Source organism: Caldovatus aquaticus, from assembly GCF_019458025.1.
Lineage (GTDB): Bacteria > Pseudomonadota > Alphaproteobacteria > Acetobacterales > Acetobacteraceae > Caldovatus > Caldovatus aquaticus.
The window spans coordinates 1-19,975 of the sequence record NZ_JAHZUY010000065.1 but is presented as its reverse complement, the minus strand read 5'-3'; the positions used below and the strand labels follow the sequence as shown (position 1 = coordinate 19,975).

19 protein-coding genes and 1 tRNA gene are annotated in these 19,975 nt (G+C 77.0%); 11 read left to right on the top strand and 9 right to left on the bottom strand.

The annotated features are described in order from the left end of the window. Positions 1 to 637: 637 nt before the first annotated feature. From K1J50_RS16255 to K1J50_RS16245, 3 genes are all read right to left on the bottom strand, one after another. Positions 638 to 709 (bottom strand) — tRNA-Gln (locus tag K1J50_RS16255). Positions 710 to 752: 43 nt separating this feature from the next. Further along, positions 753 to 1,670 carry a 4-(cytidine 5'-diphospho)-2-C-methyl-D-erythritol kinase gene (locus K1J50_RS16250; protein ID WP_369413627.1) on the bottom strand — a complete coding sequence of 306 codons (918 nt, stop codon included), beginning with the start codon at positions 1,668 to 1,670 and terminating at the stop codon, positions 753 to 755. Then, positions 1,667 to 3,394, bottom strand: coding sequence for a tetratricopeptide repeat protein (locus K1J50_RS16245; protein WP_220118813.1), 1,728 nt, complete (start codon positions 3,392 to 3,394; stop codon positions 1,667 to 1,669). Before K1J50_RS16245 ends, K1J50_RS16250 begins: the two co-directional genes overlap by 4 nt. A gap of 264 nt (positions 3,395 to 3,658) precedes the next feature. On the opposite strand from K1J50_RS16245, the gene K1J50_RS16240 reads away from it, so the two are divergent. The 4 genes from K1J50_RS16240 (at position 3,659) to K1J50_RS16225 (ending at position 8,654) form a co-directional block, all read left to right on the top strand. Continuing rightward, the gene (locus K1J50_RS16240) at positions 3,659 to 3,973 is read left to right on the top strand and encodes a hypothetical protein (RefSeq protein ID WP_220118812.1); all 315 of its coding nucleotides are present in this window, start codon (positions 3,659 to 3,661) and stop codon (positions 3,971 to 3,973) included. A 269-nt stretch (positions 3,974 to 4,242) separates the two neighbouring features. Further along, on the top strand, positions 4,243 to 5,451 hold the full coding sequence (locus tag K1J50_RS16235; protein WP_220118811.1) for an acyl-CoA dehydrogenase family protein: 1,209 nt from the start codon (positions 4,243 to 4,245) through the stop codon (positions 5,449 to 5,451). 15 nt (positions 5,452 to 5,466) lie between these two features. Then, on the top strand, positions 5,467 to 6,486 hold the full coding sequence (locus K1J50_RS16230; protein WP_220118810.1) for an acyl-CoA dehydrogenase family protein: 1,020 nt from the start codon (positions 5,467 to 5,469) through the stop codon (positions 6,484 to 6,486). After that, positions 6,474 to 8,654 carry an acetate--CoA ligase family protein gene (locus K1J50_RS16225; RefSeq protein ID WP_220118809.1) on the top strand — a complete coding sequence of 727 codons (2,181 nt, stop codon included), beginning with the start codon at positions 6,474 to 6,476 and terminating at the stop codon, positions 8,652 to 8,654. Before K1J50_RS16230 ends, K1J50_RS16225 begins: the two co-directional genes overlap by 13 nt. A 360-nt stretch (positions 8,655 to 9,014) precedes the next feature. On the opposite strand, the gene K1J50_RS16220 is transcribed toward K1J50_RS16225, so the two are convergent. After that, on the bottom strand, positions 9,015 to 9,665 hold the full coding sequence (locus K1J50_RS16220; protein ID WP_220118808.1) for an FMN-binding negative transcriptional regulator: 651 nt from the start codon (positions 9,663 to 9,665) through the stop codon (positions 9,015 to 9,017). Between the two features lie 137 nt (positions 9,666 to 9,802). Between K1J50_RS16220 and K1J50_RS16215 the strand changes: the two genes are divergently transcribed. Together K1J50_RS16215 and K1J50_RS16210 are read left to right on the top strand one after the other, a co-directional pair. After that, positions 9,803 to 10,276 carry a group III truncated hemoglobin gene (locus tag K1J50_RS16215; RefSeq protein WP_369413626.1) on the top strand — a complete coding sequence of 158 codons (474 nt, stop codon included), beginning with the start codon at positions 9,803 to 9,805 and terminating at the stop codon, positions 10,274 to 10,276. A 64-nt stretch (positions 10,277 to 10,340) separates the two neighbouring features. Beyond that, positions 10,341 to 10,703 carry a phage holin family protein gene (locus tag K1J50_RS16210; protein ID WP_220118807.1) on the top strand — a complete coding sequence of 121 codons (363 nt, stop codon included), beginning with the start codon at positions 10,341 to 10,343 and terminating at the stop codon, positions 10,701 to 10,703. A gap of 53 nt (positions 10,704 to 10,756) precedes the next feature. Here the strand turns inward: K1J50_RS16210 and phbB are convergent, their stop codons facing one another. Continuing rightward, a complete protein-coding gene (gene phbB, locus K1J50_RS16205; protein WP_220118806.1) occupies positions 10,757 to 11,479 on the bottom strand; it encodes an acetoacetyl-CoA reductase in 723 nt (240 codons plus the stop codon). A 364-nt stretch (positions 11,480 to 11,843) separates the two neighbouring features. Here phbB and K1J50_RS16200 point away from each other — a divergent pair, with 364 nt between their 5' ends. Both K1J50_RS16200 and K1J50_RS16195 read left to right on the top strand, forming a co-directional pair. Next, positions 11,844 to 12,848, top strand: a complete 1,005-nt coding sequence (locus K1J50_RS16200; RefSeq protein ID WP_220118805.1) for a Bug family tripartite tricarboxylate transporter substrate binding protein — start codon at positions 11,844 to 11,846, stop codon at positions 12,846 to 12,848. Positions 12,849 to 13,135: 287 nt separating this feature from the next. After that, complete coding sequence (locus tag K1J50_RS16195) at positions 13,136 to 13,900, top strand: sulfite exporter TauE/SafE family protein (protein WP_220118804.1); 765 nt, start codon at positions 13,136 to 13,138, stop codon at positions 13,898 to 13,900. A 22-nt stretch (positions 13,901 to 13,922) separates the two neighbouring features. Here K1J50_RS16195 and K1J50_RS16190 read toward each other — a convergent pair whose 3' ends face one another. Both K1J50_RS16190 and K1J50_RS16185 read right to left on the bottom strand, forming a co-directional pair. Next, positions 13,923 to 14,888, bottom strand: a complete 966-nt coding sequence (locus K1J50_RS16190; protein WP_220118803.1) for a Bug family tripartite tricarboxylate transporter substrate binding protein — start codon at positions 14,886 to 14,888, stop codon at positions 13,923 to 13,925. 81 nt (positions 14,889 to 14,969) lie between these two features. Next, positions 14,970 to 15,872, bottom strand: coding sequence for a branched-chain amino acid aminotransferase (locus K1J50_RS16185; protein WP_220118802.1), 903 nt, complete (start codon positions 15,870 to 15,872; stop codon positions 14,970 to 14,972). Between the two features lie 104 nt (positions 15,873 to 15,976). On the opposite strand from K1J50_RS16185, the gene K1J50_RS16180 reads away from it, so the two are divergent. From K1J50_RS16180 to K1J50_RS16170, 3 genes are read left to right on the top strand one after another with little or no spacing between them, the layout of a single operon-like run. Continuing rightward, a complete protein-coding gene (locus K1J50_RS16180) occupies positions 15,977 to 16,636 on the top strand; it encodes a MarR family winged helix-turn-helix transcriptional regulator (RefSeq protein ID WP_255575364.1) in 660 nt (219 codons plus the stop codon). Continuing rightward, on the top strand, positions 16,633 to 17,367 hold the full coding sequence (locus tag K1J50_RS16175) for a response regulator (protein ID WP_220118801.1): 735 nt from the start codon (positions 16,633 to 16,635) through the stop codon (positions 17,365 to 17,367). The genes K1J50_RS16180 and K1J50_RS16175 overlap by 4 nt, the downstream gene beginning before the upstream one ends. After that, on the top strand, positions 17,364 to 18,800 hold the full coding sequence (locus K1J50_RS16170) for an ATP-binding protein (protein WP_408869379.1): 1,437 nt from the start codon (positions 17,364 to 17,366) through the stop codon (positions 18,798 to 18,800). Before K1J50_RS16175 ends, K1J50_RS16170 begins: the two co-directional genes overlap by 4 nt. Positions 18,801 to 18,811: 11 nt before the next feature. On the opposite strand, the gene K1J50_RS16165 is transcribed toward K1J50_RS16170, so the two are convergent. Both K1J50_RS16165 and K1J50_RS16160 read right to left on the bottom strand, forming a co-directional pair. Continuing rightward, positions 18,812 to 19,537, bottom strand: coding sequence for a class I SAM-dependent methyltransferase (locus K1J50_RS16165; RefSeq protein WP_220118800.1), 726 nt, complete (start codon positions 19,535 to 19,537; stop codon positions 18,812 to 18,814). Positions 19,538 to 19,706: 169 nt separating this feature from the next. Then, the coding region (locus K1J50_RS16160) for a GcrA family cell cycle regulator (protein WP_304502925.1) at positions 19,707 to 19,975 on the bottom strand (269 nt) is incomplete at its 5' end.

Below are 19,975 nucleotides of genomic sequence, written 5' to 3'. Positions count from 1 at the left end.
CACGGCTGGCGCCGCGTCCGCCGCCGCAGCCTGCGGCGCAACGGCGCCCCTCTGCACCTGCCCTGCACCGCCATGAACCTCCGCCGCGCCGAACGCCTCCTCGCCTGACAGGCGACGCGCGCCCCCCGGCCTGCCGCCAGACACCGAAACCGAACACAAAGGCCGCTTCCAGGCCGCCCTCACACCTGCCTCACCCGATCGGGCGCGTTTCGCAGGGGTCTCCCGAGGACTCGCCCCCGGGCCTCCGCGCCCCCTCCCGCCCGGCCGCCCGGTCCGCGGACGCCGCGGCAGCGCCGCCAGGGCGGATCGCGGACGGCGGGAAACAGCCGGGAGCGTGAAACCGCTCGCCAGACGATGCGCGGGCGCCGTCGCCGCGCGCTCAGCCGAGCGCGGAAACGGCCCCGGGACCTGCTCCTCCGTTTCCGGCGCCGGCCCCCGGTCCCTCTCGAGGTCCTCGCGTTGCCCGCGCGCCGCCGCGTCGGGCTCCGGCCGGGCAGCCCGCGGCCCCGGGCCGGCCGCCGCCCGCCAGGGACGCAGCCAGGGCCGCGGCCGGGGACCGGCGATCCCCGCCCCGCGGAAGTCCACGCTGAGAGAACGACGTCGCCGCCACGGGCCGCGCGGCGGCCCTGTCTCCGGGTTGGGGCGGGAGGATTCGAACCTCCGCATGGCGGAACCAAAATCCGCTGCCTTACCGCTTGGCGACGCCCCACCATCCGGCGCGCCCCGCAGGCGCACGCGCCGCTGATTAGGCGTCAGCCCGCCGCGGCGTAAAGCCCCCCGCCCCAGCGCCACCAGGCGGAGGGCAGCCGCGCCACGGCCGCCGCCGCCGCCGCCGCGTCGGGCATCAGCGCGAAGCAGGTGGCGCCCGAGCCGCTCATGCGCGCCAGCAGGCAGCCCGGCAGGGCGCGCAGCGCCGCCAGCACCTCCGCGACCGGGGGACAGAGCGCGATCGCCGCCGGTTCGAGGTCGTTGCGCAGCGCCGCGAGATCGCGCGCCAGCGCCGCCGCTTCCCTCCAGCCCGTCTCCGGCAGGACGGCGGGGGCGGAGAAGGCGCCGGTTCGCGCCGCGAACACCGCCGGCGTCGCCAGCGGCAGGCGCGGATTCGCCAGCACCAGGCCGAGCCGCGCGGGCAGGGGCGGCGCCGGGGCCAGCACCTCGCCGATCCCGCCCATCCGCACCGGCCGCGCCGCGAGGCAGGCCGGCACGTCCGCCCCGAGCCGCGCCGCCACCGCGGCGAGCCGCGGCGTGCGCGCCCAGCCGAGGCCCCACAGCCGGTCGAGCGCCCGCAGCGCCGCGGCCGCATCGGCGCTGCCGCCGCCGATACCGGAGGCCACCGGCAGCGCCTTGGTCAGCCGCAGCGCGGCGGCCGGAGCCGCGATCCCGGCCTCCCGCGCCAGCGCGCGCGCGGCGCGCAGCGCCAGGTTGCGCTCCGGGTCCTCCCCGGCCAGCGCGGCGGCCTCCGGCCCGTCCAGCGCGAGACGCAGCCCCGCCCCGTCCGGCGCGGCCGGCGCCGCCTCCAGCGTGTCCGCCGCCGCCGCGAACACGGCGAGGCTGTCGAGCCGGTGATACCCGTCCTCCGCCCGCCGGCCGAGGACGTGCAGGAAGAGGTTGACCTTCGCCGGAGCCGCCTCGCGGACGGGCAGGCCGGCCCCGCCCGGGCCGGGTCTCACTGCGCGGCAGGCGGCGTCGGCTGAGGCGGCACCGCCGGCGCCGCGAGGCTCTGCACCGACGCCACCGCCGGCAGCCCCTCGCGCAGCTTCGCCTCGATCTTCGGCGCCTCGCCCGGCTCGGGGCCGAGGGCGAGGGCACGGCGCCACTGGAACTCCGCCTCGCGCCGGCGCCCGGCGGCCCAGTAGGCGTCGCCGAGATGGTCGTTGATGACGCTGTTGCGCGGCTCGAGCTCGACCGCGCGCTCGAGCCAGTGCACCGCGCCGCGCAGGTCGCCCAGCTTGAACAGCGCCCAGCCGAGGCTGTCGGCGATGTTGCCGTCGTCGGGCCGGAGCTGCACCGCGCGCTCCAGCATCCGCCGCGCCTCGTCGAGGTTGCGGCCCTGCTCGACCCAGGAATAGCCGAGGTAGTTCAGCACGTAGGGCTGCTCGGGCGAGAGCTCGAGCGCGCGCTTGAAGTCCGCCTCGGCGCGCGGCCACTCGCCGGAGCGCTCGCGCGCGATGCCGCGCGCGTAGAACAGGGCCCAGTCGCGCGGGCCGGGGCTGCCCAGCCGGGCGATCGCGCGGTCGTAGGCGGCGGCGGCCTCGGCGAAGCGGCCGCGCGCGCGCAGGATGTCGCCGAGGCGCGCATGCGGCTGCGGCGCGTCGGGGAAGGCGGCGGCGAGGCGGTCGAGCTCCTCCGCCGCCGCGTCGGCGCGGTCGAGCCGGCCGAGCAGCGTGGCGCGGCGCAGCGCGGCGACGGAGGCGAGCGGATCGCCGGCCGGGATCTGCGCCAGCAGATCGAGCGCCGCGGCCTCCTGGCGCGCATCGGCCAGCGCGTCCGCCGCCATGATCAGCGCCGGGGAGAAGCCGGGCCGCAGGCGCAGCGCGAGGCGGCTCATCAGCAGGGCGAAATCCGCGGCACCCTGGCCCCGCAGCGCGCCGGCGAAGGCGAGCGCGGCCTCCGCCATGCCCTCGGCCGCGGAGGCGACCGGGCGCGTGTTCCGCAGCCGCTGCCGCTCCGCCTCGCCGACGGCAAGGGCGAGGTCGTCGTGGTTGCCCGCCAGGCGCTCGAGCAGTCGCGCCGCCGCCTCCTCCCGCCCGACCCGCAGGAGGATCGAGGCGGCGATCTGGGTCAGCCGCAGCGTCGGCTCCGAGGTGTCGGTGAGCGCCGCCCGCACGAAGCGCTCCGCGTCGCGCGGACGGCCGGCGAGGTCGGCGATCATCGCCGCGTGCAGGGCATAGAGGCCGCGCAGCCGCCCCGCCTCGACATGCGGGCGGAGCGTGCGCAGTGCCGAATCGGTCTGCCCGCGCCCCTGCTGCGCCCAGGCGAGCAGCAGCGTCTGCAGCACCTGCCCCGCGCCCTGGCGGGGCATCCCGCGCAGGAGCTGCTCGGCGCGGTCCCAGCGCCCCGCCAGCCCCTCGGCGCCGGCGACGACCATGATCGCATAGGGGTTGCCGGGCAGGCGGCGCGCCAGGCGCGTCGCCTCCGCCCGGCCGTCGAGCAGGGCGGCAAGGAAGGCGCGCTCGAGGAGTTCCGGCTGCTCCGGGTCGGCGCGCAGCGCCGCGAGCAGGTTGTCGGCGGCCACGCGCGTGTCGCTCTCCGAAGCCGCGAACCGGCCGACGAGGTAGGCCGCGAAGGCGCCATGCCCCGGACCGCGCTCGGCGCCCGATGCGCCGGCGGCCCCGGCCACGACCAGGAGCGCCGCGAGGGCGGCCAATCGGCGGAAAGCACGATGCGCGGTCATCGGTTCACGCTATCAGGGACGACTGTCGCACGCCACAGGGGCGCGGCCGCCATCTGGCCCTCCGGGCCCCTCGCCGCAACCGGAAACCGGGCCGCCGGCCCCCGCGCCGCGCGGTGCCCCGGCGCGGCGGACGCCCCCGCGGCGATACCGGCGAAACACGAATCCTGCCGGTACGACATCACGACGAAACACGCGGAAGCAATCCGGAAACATTCTCGTGCCAGGGTGGAGCCGCGCGAAAACCGTCCCGGAGCGACCATACCGATGGTCCATGCCTCCGCCTGGGGCACAAGCCCCGCCAGCCCCTGCGCCGCCACCTCCGCGCGGCCGGACCTCATCCTCCCCGGCGCCGCGGAGCCCCCTGCCGCGGCGGAGCCGGCGAAGATCCCGGAGGCGCGCCGGCGCCTCGCCGCGCCGCGCCGCGCCGCCCGCCTGGCCGGCCCGCCAAGCGAGGCCGACGTCGCCCGGCTGCTCGCCGAGTTCCAGGCCCGGGGCGGCCGCGTTACCGAATGTCCGCCGGCGCACCTCGCGCCGGTGAACAACGGCGCCGGACGCGACGCGTCGCGCTGGACGGTCTGACGCCGCAGGCCAGCCGCCGCCCCGGCGCCGCCGCCGCGCCGCAGGCCGCGCCTCCCGCACGCCGGGACCGCGCCGCGACCGGTGGCCGCGCCCCCACCGGGCCAGGGTTGATCGCCGGCCTGGGGAAGCCGAGACTGGCCGCGAGGCGATCGGCTCCCCGGCCGGGACCGCCCGGAGATCCGGTCCGGCGACGCGCCGATCGCGGGAGGAACGTCCATGCGCCCCGGCGAGCCGCGCCCCTCCGTCCCTGTCGCCTCCCGGCGCCCGGCATGACCGCCATCGGCGCCGCTGCCGCGGAGGACGCGCTTCCGGCCGCCGGCCCGGCAGCCTGGCGCCGCGCCATCCGCGACTGGCTCGAGGCCAACCTGCCGCCCGCCTGGCGCGCCGACGCGATCGCGCCGGCCGAGCCCGGCCTCGAGGAGCTGAAGGCGTGGGAGGCGCGGATGTACCGCGCCGGCCTCGCCGGCGTCGCCTGGCCGAAGGCATATGGCGGGCACGGCCTCACCCTGCGCGAGCACCTGATCGTCTCCCAGGAGATCGGCCGGATGCCGATGCCGGAGAGCGTCAACTCCATCGGCAAGGAGCTCGCCGGGCCGATCCTCCTCGCCATCGGCACGGAGGAGCAGAAGAAGCGCTTCATCCCGGCGATCCTCGAGATGCGCGAGATCTGGTGCCAGGGCTTCTCCGAGCCCGAGGCGGGGTCGGACCTCGCCGGGCTGCGCACGCGCGCCACGCATGACGGCAAGGTCTGGCGCATCAACGGCCGGAAGATCTGGACCAGCGGCGGCTTCCGCGCCCAGCGCTGCCTGCTGCTCGCGCGCACCGGCACGCTCGAGGACCGCCACCGCGGCCTCGCCCTGTTCGTGCTGCGCATGGACGCGCCGGGCGTGACCGTGCAGCGGATCAGGCAGATCGACGGCGAGGCCGAGTTCGCCGAGGTGTTCCTCGACGACGTCCCGGTCGAGGAGGCCGACGCGCTCGGCAGCCCCGACGAGGGCTGGCAGGCGGCGGTGCGGGTGCTGGAGATCGAGCGCGCCACCAACCGCATGTACCGCGCCTGGCGGCTGGAGAACGAGCTGCGCCACCTCGTCGCCGCCTGCCGCGCCGACCCGAACCTCGCGCCGCTGCTCGCCGATCCCGCCTACGCGCAGCGCCTTGCGCAGTTCCGGATCGAGATCGAGGTGCTCAAGCGCTACGTCGAGGGCGTGGTGGAGGACCTCGCCGCGGGCGGCGCGATCGGCGGGCGGGGCAGCCTGATCAAGCTGCACTGGAGCGAGGCGCACCAGCGCTTCGCCGCGCTGGCGCTGGAGCTGCTCGGCCAGGCCGCGCTGCCGCCCGCGCCCGAGGTGCGCGCGGCGCAGCGGCGCTTCCGCAGGATCTACCTGCGGGCGCGGGCGGAGACGATCTACGCCGGCACCTCGCAGATCCAGCTCGGCATCATCGCCGACCGCATCCTGCGCCTGCCGCGCGCCGCCTGAGGGAGCCGCACGACGATGAGCGACACGGAGGAGATCGCCCGCACCGCGCGGCGCGCCGCGGCGGCCTGCGCCGGGCTCGACGCCGCCGGCGCGGCGCGGCGGCTCGCGGCGGACGGCATCCTCGGCCTGCTGGCGCCGGAGGAGACGGGCGGCCTCGCCCTGCCGCTGCCCGCCGCGGCGCCGGTGGCGGCGGCGGACGCGGCGGAACTGCTCGCCTTCCCGCTGGTCGAGGCGCTGCTGCTCGCGCGCCTGCTCGCGCCCCTCGCGCCCGAGGTCGCGGCGGCGGTCGTCGCAGGCGAGGCGGTCGCGACCGTCGCCTGGCGCGGGGCGCTGCGCCTCGCGGAGAACGGCGCCCTGCACGGCACCGTCGGGCGTGCCGCGATGGCGCGCGAGGCGCGCTGGCTGGTCGCCGCGCTGGAGCGGGGCGGCGCGGCGCTGGTGGATCTCCGCGCCGGTCCGGGCGTCGCGGTCGAGGAGGACCCGTCCGGCCTCGACCTCGAGCGGCCGGCGGCGCTGGTGACGGTCGGCGGCGCGCGCGCCGCGCGCCTGATCCCGGACGGGCCGGAGTGGTCGGCGCTCCGTGCCGACGCGCAGCTCCTGCGCGGCGCGGAGATGCTCGGCTCCGCCGAGCGCTGCCTGGAGGCCGCGATCGGCCACCTCTCCGGGCGCCGCGCCTTCGGCCGTCCGCTGGTCGCCAACCAGGGGCTGCGGTTCGCGCTGGCGCGCCACAAGCTGGCGCTGGAGAACGCGCGCCATGCGCTCGCGCACGCGCTCGCCGTCGCCGGGCAGGACCCGCGCGGGCGGTCCATCGCCCGGCTGGTGGCGCGCGTCACCGCGGCGGAGGCCGGCCTGCTGCTCTGCGAGGGCGCGATCCAGCTCCACGGCGGCATGGGCTTCACCTGGGACGTGCCGCTGCACCGCCACCTGCGCCGCGTGCGCGAGGCGGCGGCGCAGTGCGACCCGGCCGGCGCGCGCGCCGCCCTCGCCGCGCGGCTGGACGAGCCGGCGGAGGAGGAGCGGGAATGGGCGGCCTGAGCGCCTCCGGCGCGGGCGCCGGCGCGGACGACGCGGCGTCCCGCCGGCCGCGGCCGGAGGAAGAGGAGGCCGCGCGCGGCCTCGACGCCCTGTTCCGGCCGCGGAGCGTCGCCATCGTCGGCGCCTCGACCGACCCGCGGAAGCTCGGCGGCCGGCCGCTCGCCAACATGCTGCGCGCCGGGTTCCGCGGCCGCCTCTACCCGGTGCACCCGAGCGCGCGCGAGGTGCAGGGCCTGCCCGCCTTCCCGGGCATCGAGGACATCCCCGAACCGGTCGAGCAGGCGATCATCGCGGTCCCCGCCGCCGCCGCGCCCGCCGCGCTGGACGCCGCGATCCGCAAGGGGGTCGGGGTGGTGGTGATGTTCAGCTCCGGCTTCGGCGAGCTCGGCGCCGAGGGCCGCGCGGTGCAGGAGGCGATGGCGGCGCGCTGCCGCGCGGCCGGGGTGCGCCTGCTCGGCCCCAACTGCCTCGGCGTGATGAACCCGGCCGACGGGGTGTTCGCGACCTTTTCCTCCTCGCTCACCGGCAGCCGCGCCTGGCCGCGCCCCGGGCGCATCGGCATCGCCACGCAGAGCGGCGCGGTCGGCACCTACTGCCTCACCCTGCTCGCCGACCGCGGCGCCGGCATCAGCCACTACGTCGCCACCGGCAACGAGGCGGACGTGGACGTCGCCGCCTGCATCGCCTGGCTCGCCGAGGACGCGGCGACCGGGGTGATCCTCACCTGCCTCGAGGGCTGCCGCGACGGGGCGCGGCTGCGCCGGGCGCTCGCGCTCTGCGCCGCGCGCGGCAAGCCGGTGGTGGCGATGAAGGTCGGCGTCTCCGAGGCCGGCGCGGCGGCGACCCTCTCGCATACCGGCACCCTCGCCGGCAGCGACGCCGGCTACCAGGCGGCGTTCGAGGAGGCCGGCGCATGGCGCGCGCGCTCGCTCGAGGAGGCGGCGGACGTCGCCGCGGCCTGCACCGCGGGCCCGCTGCCGCGCGGGCGCCGGCTCGGCGTCGTCACCGTCTCCGGCGGCGCCGGCGCGCTGCTCGCCGACGAGGCGGCGGCGCGGGGCCTCGAGCTGCCGCAGATCCCGGAGGAGGCGCAGCGGGCGATCCTCGCGCTGGTGCCCTTCGCGAGCCCGCGCAACCCGGTGGACGCCACGGCGCAGACCGGCAACGACCGCACGCTGCTCACCCGCATGATGGCGATCATGCTGGGCGAGCAGGGCGCCCGCGCGCGCTTCGACGTGGTCGTCGCCTTCCTCGCCTTCGTCGCCGAGAACGCCGAGGCCTTCGCGACCGTGCTGCCGGCGCTCGAGACGCTGCGCGGCGAGCATCCGCGGACCGCCTTCCTCCTCGCGATGCGCGGCACGCCGGAGCAGCGGCGGATGCTGCTGGAGAAGGGCTTCTTCCTCTGCGAGGACCCGAGCGAGGCGCTGCGCGCCGCCGCCGCCCTGGTGCACTTCGGCACCCGGCTGCCGCAGCCCGCGCCGGCGCCGCCGCCCGCCGTCGCGCCGCGGCGCCTGCCCGAGGGCCCGCTGGACGAGGCCGCGGCGCGCCGGCTGCTCGCCGAGGCCGGCGTGCCCTTCGTTGCCGCGCGCATCGCGCGCGGCGCGGCGGAGGCGGCCGAGGCGGCGGCGGCGCTCGGCTTCCCGGTGGCGCTCAAGGTCCTCTCGCCCGATCTCGCGCACAAGTCCGATGTCGGCGGCGTCCGCCTCGGCCTGCGCGACGCGCGGGAGGTGGCGGCGGCGTACGAGGCGATGCTCGGCGCGGTGCGCGCGGCGGCGCCGCAGGCGCGCATCGAGGGCGCGCTGGTCTCGCCGATGCTGCAGGGCGGGGTCGAGACCGTGCTCGGCGTGCACCGCGACCCGGTGTTCGGCCCGGTGGCGATGTTCGGCCTCGGCGGCGTGTTCGTCGAGGTGTTCCGCGACGTCGCCTTCCGCCTCGCGCCGCTCTCGCGCGCACAGGCCCTGGCGCAGATCGACTCCATCCGCGGCCGCGCCCTGCTCGAGGGCGCGCGCGGCCGCCCGGCCGTGGACAAGGGGGCGATCGCGGATGCGCTGGTCGCCCTCACCCGCTTCGCCCTCGCCCACCCCGAGGTGGCGAGCGTCGAGATCAACCCCTTCCTCGCCCTGCCGGAGGGCGGCCTCGGCCTCGATGCGGTGGTGCTGCGCTCGGGCTGAGCGGGCGCCGGCTGGCCCTGGCCGGGGATGCCGTCGCGATCCTTCGCGGCCGCCGGTCCGTCGCGGTGGCGAGGCCGGACCGGCCGCCGGTGGGCGCGCCGGACGCGGCGACGCGCAACCGGGCGATCGCGATCCGCGGCGCGATCGCCCGGTCGCGCGCGCGGCGGATGACAGTCCCCGGGATGCCCGTGCCCGCGGCCGCGCCCTGCCGGCCCGGCGCGACCGGGGCGGCGCCGCCGCGCGGGAGCCGTTTCCGCCCGGCCGTGCGCCGGCAACCGCTGCGCGCGCAACCTCCCCTGCGGGCCGCCGGGGAGGCGCCGGAGGCCCGTCGCGCCGCGCTCGAGCAGCGCACGCCGGCGATCAGGGGGCGCCGGCCGCGCCCGCGCCGCGCATCGCCTCCGCCAGGGCGCGGTCGCGCGGGTCGGCGCTCGCGGCGAGTCCCGCGACCACGCCGGCGCGGTCCGCCTCGCTCCGGTTCTGGCTCAGCTTGCGCTTGCCCGCGAGCGACTCGATGCGCAGCGCCACCCCGACGATGCCGCGGAGCTGCGCCCTGACGAACTCCTCCGGCGCGTCGGAGACGGCCCAGGGCGCGGCGCGGCCCGCCTCGTGGCGTTCCGTCAGCCGCTCGACCACCCGGCGCAGCCGCGCCGGGTCGTCGAACACCTCGACCGGACCGCGCGCATGCACCGCGACGTAGTTCCAGGTCGGCACCACGCGCCCGTGCTCGGCCTTGGAGGGATAGAAGGAGGGCGAGACGTAGGCCTCCGGCCCGGCGAACACGGCGAGCGCGCGGCCGGCCGCGGCGAGCCCCCGCCAGTGCGGATTGGCCCGCGCCAGGTGGCCGTAGAGGGTGCCGTGCGGCCCCTCCTCCGGCGCCAGGACCAGCGGCAGGTGGCTCGCCTCCGGCACCCCCTCCGCCCCGTTGCTGACCAGCAGGGCGAGACGCGCCGATTCGAGCATCGCGCGCAGGGCCTCGGGCCGCTCCTCGCGGAAGGCGGGCGGGTTGTACATGGCGTGCCGCGTCTCCTCGGGGCGCCCCGTCCCGGCGCCCGCGCCGGCCCATGCCCACCACGCCGGCGGCGCGGTTGCAAGCGCCGCCGCCGGGCGGCATCCGGAAGGGGCATCGCCTCCGGACCGCCCCGCCGACCGTGACCCAGCCGATTCCCGAGACCGCCGCGCGCCGCGCCGCGCTCGCCGCCGAGATCGCCGACCGCACCGGCCTCGACGAGGCGACGCTGGAGCGGGTGGTGCGCGCCTTCTATGCCGCGGCGCGGCAGGACCCGCTGCTCGGCCCGCTCTTCGCCCGGGTCGGCGACTGGGAGGCGCACATCGCGCGGATCGTGGCGTTCTGGTCCTCGGTCGTGCTGCTGAGCGGGCGCTATCACGGCAACCCGGCGGCGGCGCACCTTCCGCTCGGGTTGCAGCCGCAGCATTTCGCCCGCTGGCTCGAGCTGTTCGAAAGGACCGCACGCGCCGCCTGCCGCCCCGAGGGCGCGGCGCTGCTCGCCGACCGGGCGCGGCGGATCGCCCGCAGCCTCGCGCTCGGCGTCGCCGCGCGGCAGGGCGAGCGCCCCCCCCGCCGGATCGCGCGCGCCCGCCCGGCGCCGCCGGCCTCCTCCTGAGGCGCGCCGGGCGAACCGGGCCCGGCGCGCCGCGTTCGCCCGGCGCACGGGAAAGGACGGGCCCATGGGCTTCCTCGCGCGCACCGCGATCAACGCCTTCGCCCTGTGGGTGGCGACGGAGATCGTGCCCGGCATCCGGGTCTCGGGCCTGTCCACCCTACTCCTGGCGGCGCTGGTCTTCGGCCTGGTCAACGCCGTGGTGCGGCCGGTCGCGGTGGTGCTGTCGCTGCCGCTGACGCTGCTGACCTTCGGCCTGTTCCTCCTGGTGGTGAACGCGGCGATGCTCGGCCTGACCGCGCTGCTGCTGCCGGGGATGCGGATCGAGGGATTCGGGGCGGCGCTGCTCGGCGCGATCGTCGTCTCGATCGCGAGCTGGCTCGCCAGCCGCGCCGCCGGCGGGGAGCAGGAGCGCCCGCGGCACGGCTGACCGCGCCGCCCGCGGGGGCTCCGGACGGTCCCGGCGCGCCGGCCGGCGGCGCCTCAGTACATGTGCTGCCCGCCGTTGATCGAGAGCGTCGCGCCGGTGATGAAGTCGGCCTCGTCCGCGGTCAGGAACACCACGCCGCGGGCGACGTCCTCCGCGCGCCCGAGGCGGCCGACGGGGATGCGCGCGATGATCTTCTGCAGCACGTCCTCCGGCACGGCGCGGACCATCTCCGTGTCCACGTATCCCGGCGCGACGGTGTTCACCGTCACGTTGAACCGCGCCCCCTCCAGCGCCAGCGCCTTGGTGAAGCCGTGGATGCCGGACTTCGCGGCGGCGTAGTTCACCTGGCCGTACTGGCCCGCCTGGCCGTTGATCGAGCCGATGTTGACGATGCGGCCGAACTTGCGGGCGATCATCCCCTCCCAGACCAGCTTGCACATGTTGAAGCAGGAGCCGAGGTTGGTGTCGATCACCACGTCCCACATCTCGCGCGTCAGCTTCCGCATCGTCGCGTCGCGGGTGATGCCGGCGTTGTTGACCAGGATCTCGATCGGGCCGACCTCCGCCTCGATCCGCCTCACCGCCGCCTCGCATTGCGCGAAGTCGGCGACGTCGAATTTGTAGCAGGGGATGCCGGTCCGCTCGGTGAAGGCCTTGGCGGCGGCGTCGTTGCCGGCATAGGTGGCGACGACCTTGCGCCCTGCCGCCTGCAGCGACTCGCTGATCGCCGCGCCGATGCCGCGCTGACCGCCGGTGACGAGTGCGATGCGTGCCATGGTCGGGTCCTCCCCGCTCTCCCGGTTGCGCTGCCAGAAAACTCCGCATCGGGGGGCGCCGGCAAGCGCGATCCCCGAGGCCGGGGGCGGACCATGGCCTGCACAATCGGCGGAGCGTTTGCGCAGGATCAAAGCCGAGGCCCCGGCGCCGCGCTAAGAAAACCCCGTCAACCGGACCGCCAGTGCGGTCCGGGGACATCCTGGACGTTTCCTCCCCCAACTTGCGGCGCGCCATGCCGTGGCGCGCCGCCTTTGTCCCTGCGCCCAGCGAAGCCCGGCGGACCCGGCGCGCGTCCGCGGCGCTTCCCGCCGTGCGCGATCTGCTCTAAGGACAGGCCGGAACACTCCCGGGAGAAGGAACGCCATGCCGCCCATCGCGCCGACGCGCCGACGCGCGATCCTCGCCGCCGCCGCATCCGCCGCCGCGGGCCTCGCCTCCCCGCCCCCCGCCCGCGCGCAGTCCGGCGAGTGGCCGACGCGCACGGTGCGCGCCATCGTCCCCTGGCCGCCGGGCGGTTCGACCGACATCCTGGTCCGCATCTACTGCGAGCGCCTGCAGGCCATGCTCGGCCAGACCTTCGTGGTCGAGAACCGCCCCGGCGCCGGCGGCAACATCGGCATCGAGGCCACCGCCAAGGCGGCGCCGGACGGCTACACCCTCGGCATCGCCGCCGTTTCCCACCTCGTCATCAACCGCTACCTCTACTCTCGCCTCCCCTACGACCCGGAGCGCGACTTCACGCCCGTCGCCCTGGCCTGGGAGCTGCCCAACGTCGCCGTCGTGCCGGCGGAGCACAACCCGTCGCGCACGCTGCGCGAGTTCATCGCCTGGGCGAAGGCGAAGCGCGGCGGGATCACCTACGCCTCGCCGGGCATCGGCACCACGCCGCACCTCTCCGGCGCCCTGCTCGCCGCCCGCGCCGGCTACGAGGCGACCCACGTGCCCTTCCGCGGCGCGGCGCAGGCGATCCCGGTGATGCTGAAGGGCGAGGTGGACTTCGCCCTCGACAACCTCGCGAGCTACATGGGCGTGATCCGCGAGGGCAAGATGCGCGCGCTCGCCGTCACCTCGGCCGCGCGCTTCCCGATGCTGCCCGACGTGCCGACCATGGCCGAGGCCGGGGTGCCGGACTTCGTCGTCACCTCCTGGCAGGGCTTCGTCTTCCCGGCGGGCACGCCGCGCCCGATCGTGGACAAGCTGAACGCGGCGCTGAAGACGCTCGCCGAGGACCCGGCGATGCAGCGCCGCTTCCTCGAAACCGGCGCCCAGATCGCCTGGTCCACGCCCGAGGCGCTGGCCGAGCGCGCGGCGCGCGAGCGGCCGATGTGGCAGGAGGCGGTGCGCATCTCCGGCGCGCGGGCGGATTGACGCCCGCGCGGTCCTCCCGGGCCTCCCGGCCGCCTCGGCGAGGGAGGAGGCGCGCTCGGCGGCGGCCGACGTGAGCGCCCCAACCGGACGGGCGGTGCGGCTGCCGCACGGCGCCGGCGCGGCTGCCCAGCGGGTGACGACGCCGATCTGCCTCGGATCGCTTGCGGTGCCGCGCCGCACCCGGCGCGGAGGGCCCGTCGGCAGCCCGATCGCCGGCCCGTGGCGGCCGGTCCGGGCGAAGAGGGCGATGCCGGGGCAGGCGCCGGGATGCCCGCCAGGCTGACGCCATGCTGCCGATTCCCGACCTCGCCGACGCCGCCCTGGTCTGGGCCATCTTCCTGCTCGCGGGCGTGGTCAAGGGCGTCACCGGCTTCGGACTGCCGACCATCACCCTCGGCCTGCTGGCGCTGACCCGCAGCCTGCCGGAGGCGATGGCGCTGACGCTGGCGCCGGCCTTCGCCACCAATGTCTGGCAGGCCCTGGCGGGCGGCGCGTTCCGGCCGACGCTGCGGCGCCTCTGGTCCTTCGCGCTGGCGGGCGCCGCCGGCGCCTGGCTCGGCGCCGGGGTGCTGCTCGCGCGGACGGACGCGGCGCAGCTCTCGGCCCTGCTCGGCGTGCTGCTCGTGGCCTCCTCCGCCCTCGCCCTGTTGGGGCCGCCCTGGCCGCCGCCCCGGCCCGGGCGGGAGCGCTGGCTGCAGCCGCTGATGGGCGGCGCGTCCGGCCTGCTCGCAGGCCTGACCGGGAGCTTCCTGGTCCCGGCCGCACCCTGGCTCGCCGCCTTGCGCCTGCCGCCGGCGCAGTTCGTGCAGGGCTTCGCCCTCGCGGTGCTGGCGGTGATGCTGCCGCTCGGCGCGGGTCTGGCGCGGAACGGCCTGCTCGCCCTCGAGAGCGGGCTGACCGCGCTCGCCGGGCTGGTGCCGGCCTTCCTCGGGATGGCCGCGGGCCAGCGGCTGCGCGCGCGCCTGCCCGAGGCCCTGTTCCGCCGCGCGGTGCAGGCGGCGCTGCTCGTTCTCGGCCTCTATCTCGCGCTGCGCGGCGCCCTCGCCGCCTGAGGCGCGGCGCCGAGCGCGGCCCCTACTCCAGCCGGATGTTCGCCCGCCGGATGATGTCGCTGAACTTCTCGCGCTGTTCGCGCAGGTATCGCGCGAAGGCGTCGGCCGGCCGGTAGTCGATCTCGTTGTAGATCTGCAGGAAGCGCTCCTCGATGCCGGGGCTGGTCATCACCTGCTCCATCGCCGCGGCGAGCCGCTCGACGATCGGCCGCGGCGTCGCCGCCGGCACCATGATCCCGCCCCAGGCCTTGGCGTCGAAGCCCGGGATCACGGTCGCGATCGGCGGCAGCTCGGGCGCCAGCTTGGTGCCGCGCTCCGGCGAGACGGCGAGCCCGCGCGCCTGGCCCTGGCGGACGATCGGCAGCGTTCCCGCCATGGTCTCGAGCGAGAAGTCCACCTGCCCCGCCACCAGCGCCGTCATGGAGGGGGCGCTGCCCTGGAACGGCACGTGCACCGCCTCGAGTCCGGCGCTGCGCAGGAAGTACTCGGCGATCAGGTGCGCCGTCGCTCCGGTGCCGGAGGAGGAGAAGGTGTAGCGCCCCGGCGCCGCCTTCACCGCCGCGATGAACGCGCGCAGGTCGCTGGCCGGGAAGCCCTTGCGCACCACCAGCATGTAGGGCGAGCCGCTGTGCTGCGCGACCGGCGCCAGGTCGCGCTCCGGGTCGTAGGCGGTGCGCTGCAGCAGCGGGTTGATCGTCACCGGGCCGGAGGAGGCGGCGAGGATCGTGTAGCCGTCGGGCGCCGCCTTCGCCACCGCGTCGGTGCCGATCATGCCGCCGGCGCCGGGCCGGTTCTCCGGCACCACCGGCTGGCCGAGCAGCTCGGACAGGCGCTGCGCGATCAGCCGGCCGGCGAGGTCGGTCGCCTGGCCGGGCGGCCAGGGGATGACCATGCGGATCGGCCGGGCGGGCCAGGCCGCCTGCGCGCGGGCGATCCCCGGCACGGCCAGGGCGGCGGCGGAGCTGGCGAGCAATGTCCTGCGCTTCACGTGCGTCCCTCCCTGTTCGCCTCCCTCCTAGCACAGGCCCGCGCCACAGGCGAGGCGTCGCCCCCCGCGCCAAGGCGCCCCTCAGGCGGCGCGCTTCTCGACCTCCTCCGGCGTCATCCGCACCAGGGCGTCGTAGTCCTTCATCAGCGTCTCGGTGATCTGCCCCGGCGTGAAGGTGAGGTCGCCGATCTGGCGGACCGGCGTCACCTCGGCCGCGGTGCCGGCGAGGAACACCTCGCTCGCCCGCCGCATCTCCTCCGGCGCGATGGTGCGCTCGACGACCTTGATCTGGCGACGCCGCGCGAGCGCCATCACCGTGCGCCGCGTGATGCCGTCGAGGAAGCAGACCGGGGTCGGGGTGTGCAGCTCGCCCTCGATCGCGAAGAAGATGTTGGCGCCGGTGGACTCCGCCACGTCGCCCTTCCAGTCGAGCATCAGCGCGTCGTCGCAGCCCTGATCCATCGCCGCGTGCTTGGCCAGCGTGCCGATCATGTAGAGGCCGGCGGCCTTGGAGGCGGTCGGCGCGGTGCGGGGATCCGGCCGGCGCCACTCGGCGAGGGCGAGCTTCACCCCCTTCATCCGCTGCTCGACGCCGAAATAGGCGCCCCACTCCCACACCGCGATCGCCATGTGGATCTTGGTGGCCTTGGCGGCGACGCCCATCTCCTCCGGGCCGCGCCAGGCGATCGGGCGGACATAGGCGTCGGTCAGGCCGTTCCGCGCCAGCGTCTCCTTGCAGGCGGCGTCGATCTGGTCGGCCGTCCACGGGATCTCGAAGCCGAGCAGCCGGCCGGAATTGATCAGCCGCTCGGTATGGGCGCGGAGCTTGAAGATGTGGCCCGCATAGGCCCGTTCGCCCTCGAACACCGCGCTGGCATAATGCAGCCCATGGCTCAGCACATGCAGCTTGGCGTCGCGCCACGGGACCATCCGGCCGTCCCACCAGATCCAGCCGTCGCGGTCGTCGTAGGGAACCAGCGCCATGGTGGCGGTCCTCCGCAGTTGCGCCCAGGGCGGCGCAATTTTGTTTCCCGAAGCCGGCCCATGGTAGAATCCCGTGCCGAGATGTGTCAATGATACTGACCAAAATGGGAAGCAGGGCTGCCATGCCGGCCAAGGCGAGCGACAGCACGGCGGCGGGCCCGGCCGGCGCCGACGCCGCGGGCAGCGGCGCAGGCAGCGGCGGGGCCGCCGGCGGCTCGCGCCCCGCGGCGCCGCTCGCCGCCGGCCGGCAGCTCCTGTTCCTGCGCGAGGAGGAGCTGCGCCTCGCCCAGGACCTGCTCTACTTCGGCTACCGCGAGTTCACCGCCGGCGCCGATGCCCTGCTCGCCGAGCTCGACATGGGCCGCGCGCACCATCGCGTGCTGCACTTCGTCGGCCGCCGCCCGGGCATCACCGTGGGCGAGCTGCTGGCGATCCTCGGCATCACCAAGCAGTCGCTCGGCCGCGTGCTGACGCCGCTGATCGCCCAGGGCTACGTCACCCAGGCGCCGGGCCGCAGCGACCGCCGCCAGCGCCTGCTGACCCTGACCGAGAAGGGCGCGGCGCTGGAGCGCCGGCTGTTCGAGCGGCAGCGCGAGACCATCGTGCGCGCCTACCGCGAGGCCGGCCCCGCCGCGGTCGAGGGCTTCCGCCGCGTGATGCGCGGCCTGATGGGCCCGGAGGCCCGCGCCCAGCTCGACCGGCTGGAGGCCCCCTCCCCCGCCGGCACGGCGCCGCCGGCCGCGGCGACGACGGCGCGGCGATGAGCGTCCCCGCCGCCGCCCCCGCGCCCGGGGAGCCCCGCGAGGCCGCCCCCCACCTGCTCGTGGTGGACGACGACGCGCGGCTGCGGGCGCTGCTCCAGCGCTTCCTCGCCGAGCAGGGCTTCCGCGTCACCGCCGCCGCCGACGCCGCCGCGGCGCGCGCCGCGCTCGCCTCCTTCGCCTTCGACCTGATCGTGCTCGACGTGATGATGCCGGGCGAATCCGGCCTCGCGCTCACCGAATCGCTGCGCCGCGCGGGCCAGGACGTGCCGATCCTGATGCTCACCGCCCGCGGCGCCCCGGACGACCGCATCGCCGGCTTCGAGCACGGCGCCGACGACTACCTGCCCAAGCCCTTCGACCCGCGCGAGCTGGCGCTGCGCATCCGCACCATCCTGAGGCGCGCCGCCCCGCCGCCCGTCGCGGCGCCGCCGGCGCCGGTCCAGCTCGGCCGGCAGTGGTTCGACCCCGAACGCGGCGAGCTGCGCGGCCCCGACGGCCCGGTGCGCCTCACCGGCGGCGAGGCGGCGCTGCTCGCCGCCCTCGCGCGCCGCGCCGGCGAGGTGCTGACGCGCGAGGAGATCGCCGCCGCCCTCGGCACGCCCGAGGCCGGCGAGCGCGCCATCGACGTGCAGGTGACGCGGCTGCGCCGCAAGATCGAGCCCGACCCGCGCGAGCCCCGCTTCCTCCAGACCGTGCGCCACCGCGGCTACGTGCTGCGGCCGGGGCCGTGAGCCGCGCCGCCGCCGCGCGCGACGGGGCGGCGACCGCTCCGGCGCGCCTCTCCCGCACCGCCGCCGCCCGCCCGCTGCTGCGGCTGCTGCGCGCCCTGGTGCCGCGCGGGCTGCTCGGGCGCAGCCTGCTGATCATCCTGCTGCCGCTGGTGATCCTCCAGGCGGTGGCGCTGCAGATCTTCTACGGCAGCCATCTCGACGTGATCTCGCGCCGCCTCGCCGCCGGCGTGGCGGGCGACGTCGGCATGGTGGCGGAGCTCCTCGCGCGCGAGTCGTTGCGCGAGGAGCGCGCCTGGATCTTCCGCCAGGCGGCGTGGCGGCTCGACCTCGCCCTCGCCTTCGAGGAGGGGGCAACGCTCGAGCCGCCGGCGCGCCGCGGCGCCTCGATGCCGCTGCTGCCGCTCGAGGAGGACCTCGCCGCCGCGCTCGGCGAGCGCCTGCGCCGGCCCTTCGACACCGACTGGCAGAGCGACCCGCGCAGCGTGATCATCCGCGTCCAGCTCCCGGACGGCGTGCTGCACGTGGAGGCGCCGCGCAAGCGGCTGTTCGCCAGCACCCTCTACCTGTTCGTGATCTGGCTGGTCGGCTCGGCGCTAATCCTGTTCGTCGTCGCGGCGCTGTTCATGAAGAACCAGGTGCGGGCGATCCGGCGCCTGGCGGCGGCGGCGGAGGCCTTCGGCCTCGGCCGCGACATCGGCCCGATCAAGCCCGAGGGCGCGACCGAGGTGCGCCAGGCGGCCAGCGCCTTCAACGCCATGCAGGAGCGCATCCGCCGCTTCGTCGCGCAGCGGACCGAGATGCTCGCCGGCATCAGCCACGACCTGCGCACGCCGCTCACCCGCATGCGCCTCGCGCTCGCCATGCTGCCGCGCCGCGGCGGGGCGGAGGGCGGCGAGGGGCAGGACGACATCGCCGCGCTCACGCAGGACGTCGAGGAGATGGAGCGGATGATCGCCGCCTATCTCGCCTTCGCCCGCGGCGAGGGAACGGAGCAGCCGGTGGCGGCCGACCTGGTGCAGCTCGTGCGGGACGTGGCGGCGCGGGCGCGGCGCGACGGCGCCGAGATCGCGGTGGAGGCGCCGCCGGAGCCGCTCGTCCTGCCGCTCAGGCCGGATGCGCTGCGGCGCTGCCTCGGCAACCTCCTCGACAACGCGCGCAAGCATGCGCGGCGGATCGCGGTCACGGTCGGCCGCGTGCCGCGCGCGGCGGGGGCGGGCGGGGCCTGGGCGCAGGTGACGGTGGACGACGACGGCCCGGGCATCCCGGAGGAGGCGCGGGAGGAGGCGTTCCGGCCCTTCGCCAGCTTCTCCGCCGGCGGCACCGGGCTCGGCCTCGCCATCGCGCGCGACATCGCGCGGGCGCATGGCGGCGACATCGTGCTGGAGCGGAGCCCGCTCGGCGGGCTGAGGGCGCGGGTGCGGCTGCCGGTGTGAGGGCCGGCCCCTCAGGCGGCGGCGGCGACCGCCGGCGCGCCGGCATTGCGCACGCGCACCAGGCTGAACAGGCCGGCGGGCGGGCAGGGCTCGATCGCCTCCACCGCCACCCGTGCCGGATCGAGCAGGTCGGTGAGCCGGAAGTCCGGGTGCCAGCCCAGCACGCGGGCGAGCGGGGCCATGCTGCGCTCCATCCACCAGCGCAGGCCCGACTCGACGGCGAAGTGGTTGACGAAGAGCAGCGTCCCGCCCGGCCGCACGACGCGCGACATCTCGGCGAACAGGCGCTTCGCGTCGGGCACCACGCTCGCGGTGAACATCGCCGCCGCCACGTCGAAGACGCCGTCGCGGAAGGCCATGCGCTCGGCGTCCATCTCGAGCAGGGCGCGCACGTTCGCCAGCCGCTGCGCGGCGATGCGCGCGCGCGCGCGCTCGAGCATGTCGCGCGAGAGGTCTATGCCGATCACCTCGATGTCGCGGCGGTAGTGCGGCAGGGCGAGGCCGGTGCCGACGCCGACCTCGAGCACCCGCAGCGGCCGCCCGGGCGCGGCGGCGGCGGCGAGCTGGTTGACCGCCGCCACGGCCCGGCGCCGGCCCGCCGCGGAGACACCCCCGAACACGGAATCGTAGATGGCGGCCCAGCGCCTGTAGGCCCCGCGCACCGCCTCCGCATCGAGCGCGGCGCGCGGGTGGCTCTCCGGGTCGCGGTGCCGCCGCTGCTGGGTGATGGCCGCCATGGTGTCCCCCGAATGCGCTGCTGCGCTAGAGCAGCCGCCGCGCCGGTGCAAGCGGAACCTGGCCCGCTGCGGCGCCGGGACGTTCCGGCAAGGCCTCGTCACCCGGGGCGCGGCGCCCGCCGTCCTCCGCCTGGCGGCCGCAGGGAGGAGCGGGGTGCCCCCGCCCCTCTCAGGCCGCGTCCTCGCGCCGGTCGCGCGCCTTCACATAGGCCACCGCCGCATGCTCGGCGCAATAGGGCTTGCCGCTCAGCGCCTCGGCGCCGCAGAAGCGGAAGTCCTGGGTGCCCGGCTCGCCGATCGGCCAGCAGCAGCTCCGGGTCGCGCCGCCGAACCGCGAGAGGCCCCGCACCACCGGCGCCGGCGCGGGGCGCGGCGCGGAGGCGGCGGGCGGTGCCGCGCCGGCCGCCACGGCTGCGGCCGCCGCGCCGGCCGGCGGCG

What these genes read in the sequence shown, in the direction of transcription:
- K1J50_RS16245 (WP_220118813.1), bottom strand. Translation starts at nt 3,394, where the DNA reads ATGACCGCGCATCGTGCTTTCCGCCGATTGGCCGCCCTCGCGGCGCTC.
- K1J50_RS16240 (WP_220118812.1), top strand. Translation starts at nt 3,659, where the DNA reads ATGGTCCATGCCTCCGCCTGGGGCACAAGCCCCGCCAGCCCCTGCGCC.
- K1J50_RS16235 (WP_220118811.1), top strand. Translation starts at nt 4,243, where the DNA reads ATGACCGCCATCGGCGCCGCTGCCGCGGAGGACGCGCTTCCGGCCGCC.
- K1J50_RS16230 (WP_220118810.1), top strand. Translation starts at nt 5,467, where the DNA reads ATGAGCGACACGGAGGAGATCGCCCGCACCGCGCGGCGCGCCGCGGCG.
- K1J50_RS16225 (WP_220118809.1), top strand. Translation starts at nt 6,474, where the DNA reads ATGGGCGGCCTGAGCGCCTCCGGCGCGGGCGCCGGCGCGGACGACGCG.
- K1J50_RS16220 (WP_220118808.1), bottom strand. Translation starts at nt 9,665, where the DNA reads ATGTACAACCCGCCCGCCTTCCGCGAGGAGCGGCCCGAGGCCCTGCGC.
- K1J50_RS16210 (WP_220118807.1), top strand. Translation starts at nt 10,341, where the DNA reads ATGGGCTTCCTCGCGCGCACCGCGATCAACGCCTTCGCCCTGTGGGTG.
- phbB (WP_220118806.1), bottom strand. Translation starts at nt 11,479, where the DNA reads ATGGCACGCATCGCACTCGTCACCGGCGGTCAGCGCGGCATCGGCGCG.
- K1J50_RS16200 (WP_220118805.1), top strand. Translation starts at nt 11,844, where the DNA reads ATGCCGCCCATCGCGCCGACGCGCCGACGCGCGATCCTCGCCGCCGCC.
- K1J50_RS16195 (WP_220118804.1), top strand. Translation starts at nt 13,136, where the DNA reads ATGCTGCCGATTCCCGACCTCGCCGACGCCGCCCTGGTCTGGGCCATC.
- K1J50_RS16185 (WP_220118802.1), bottom strand. Translation starts at nt 15,872, where the DNA reads ATGGCGCTGGTTCCCTACGACGACCGCGACGGCTGGATCTGGTGGGAC.
- K1J50_RS16180 (WP_255575364.1), top strand. Translation starts at nt 15,977, where the DNA reads ATGGGAAGCAGGGCTGCCATGCCGGCCAAGGCGAGCGACAGCACGGCG.
- K1J50_RS16175 (WP_220118801.1), top strand. Translation starts at nt 16,633, where the DNA reads ATGAGCGTCCCCGCCGCCGCCCCCGCGCCCGGGGAGCCCCGCGAGGCC.
- K1J50_RS16165 (WP_220118800.1), bottom strand. Translation starts at nt 19,537, where the DNA reads ATGGCGGCCATCACCCAGCAGCGGCGGCACCGCGACCCGGAGAGCCAC.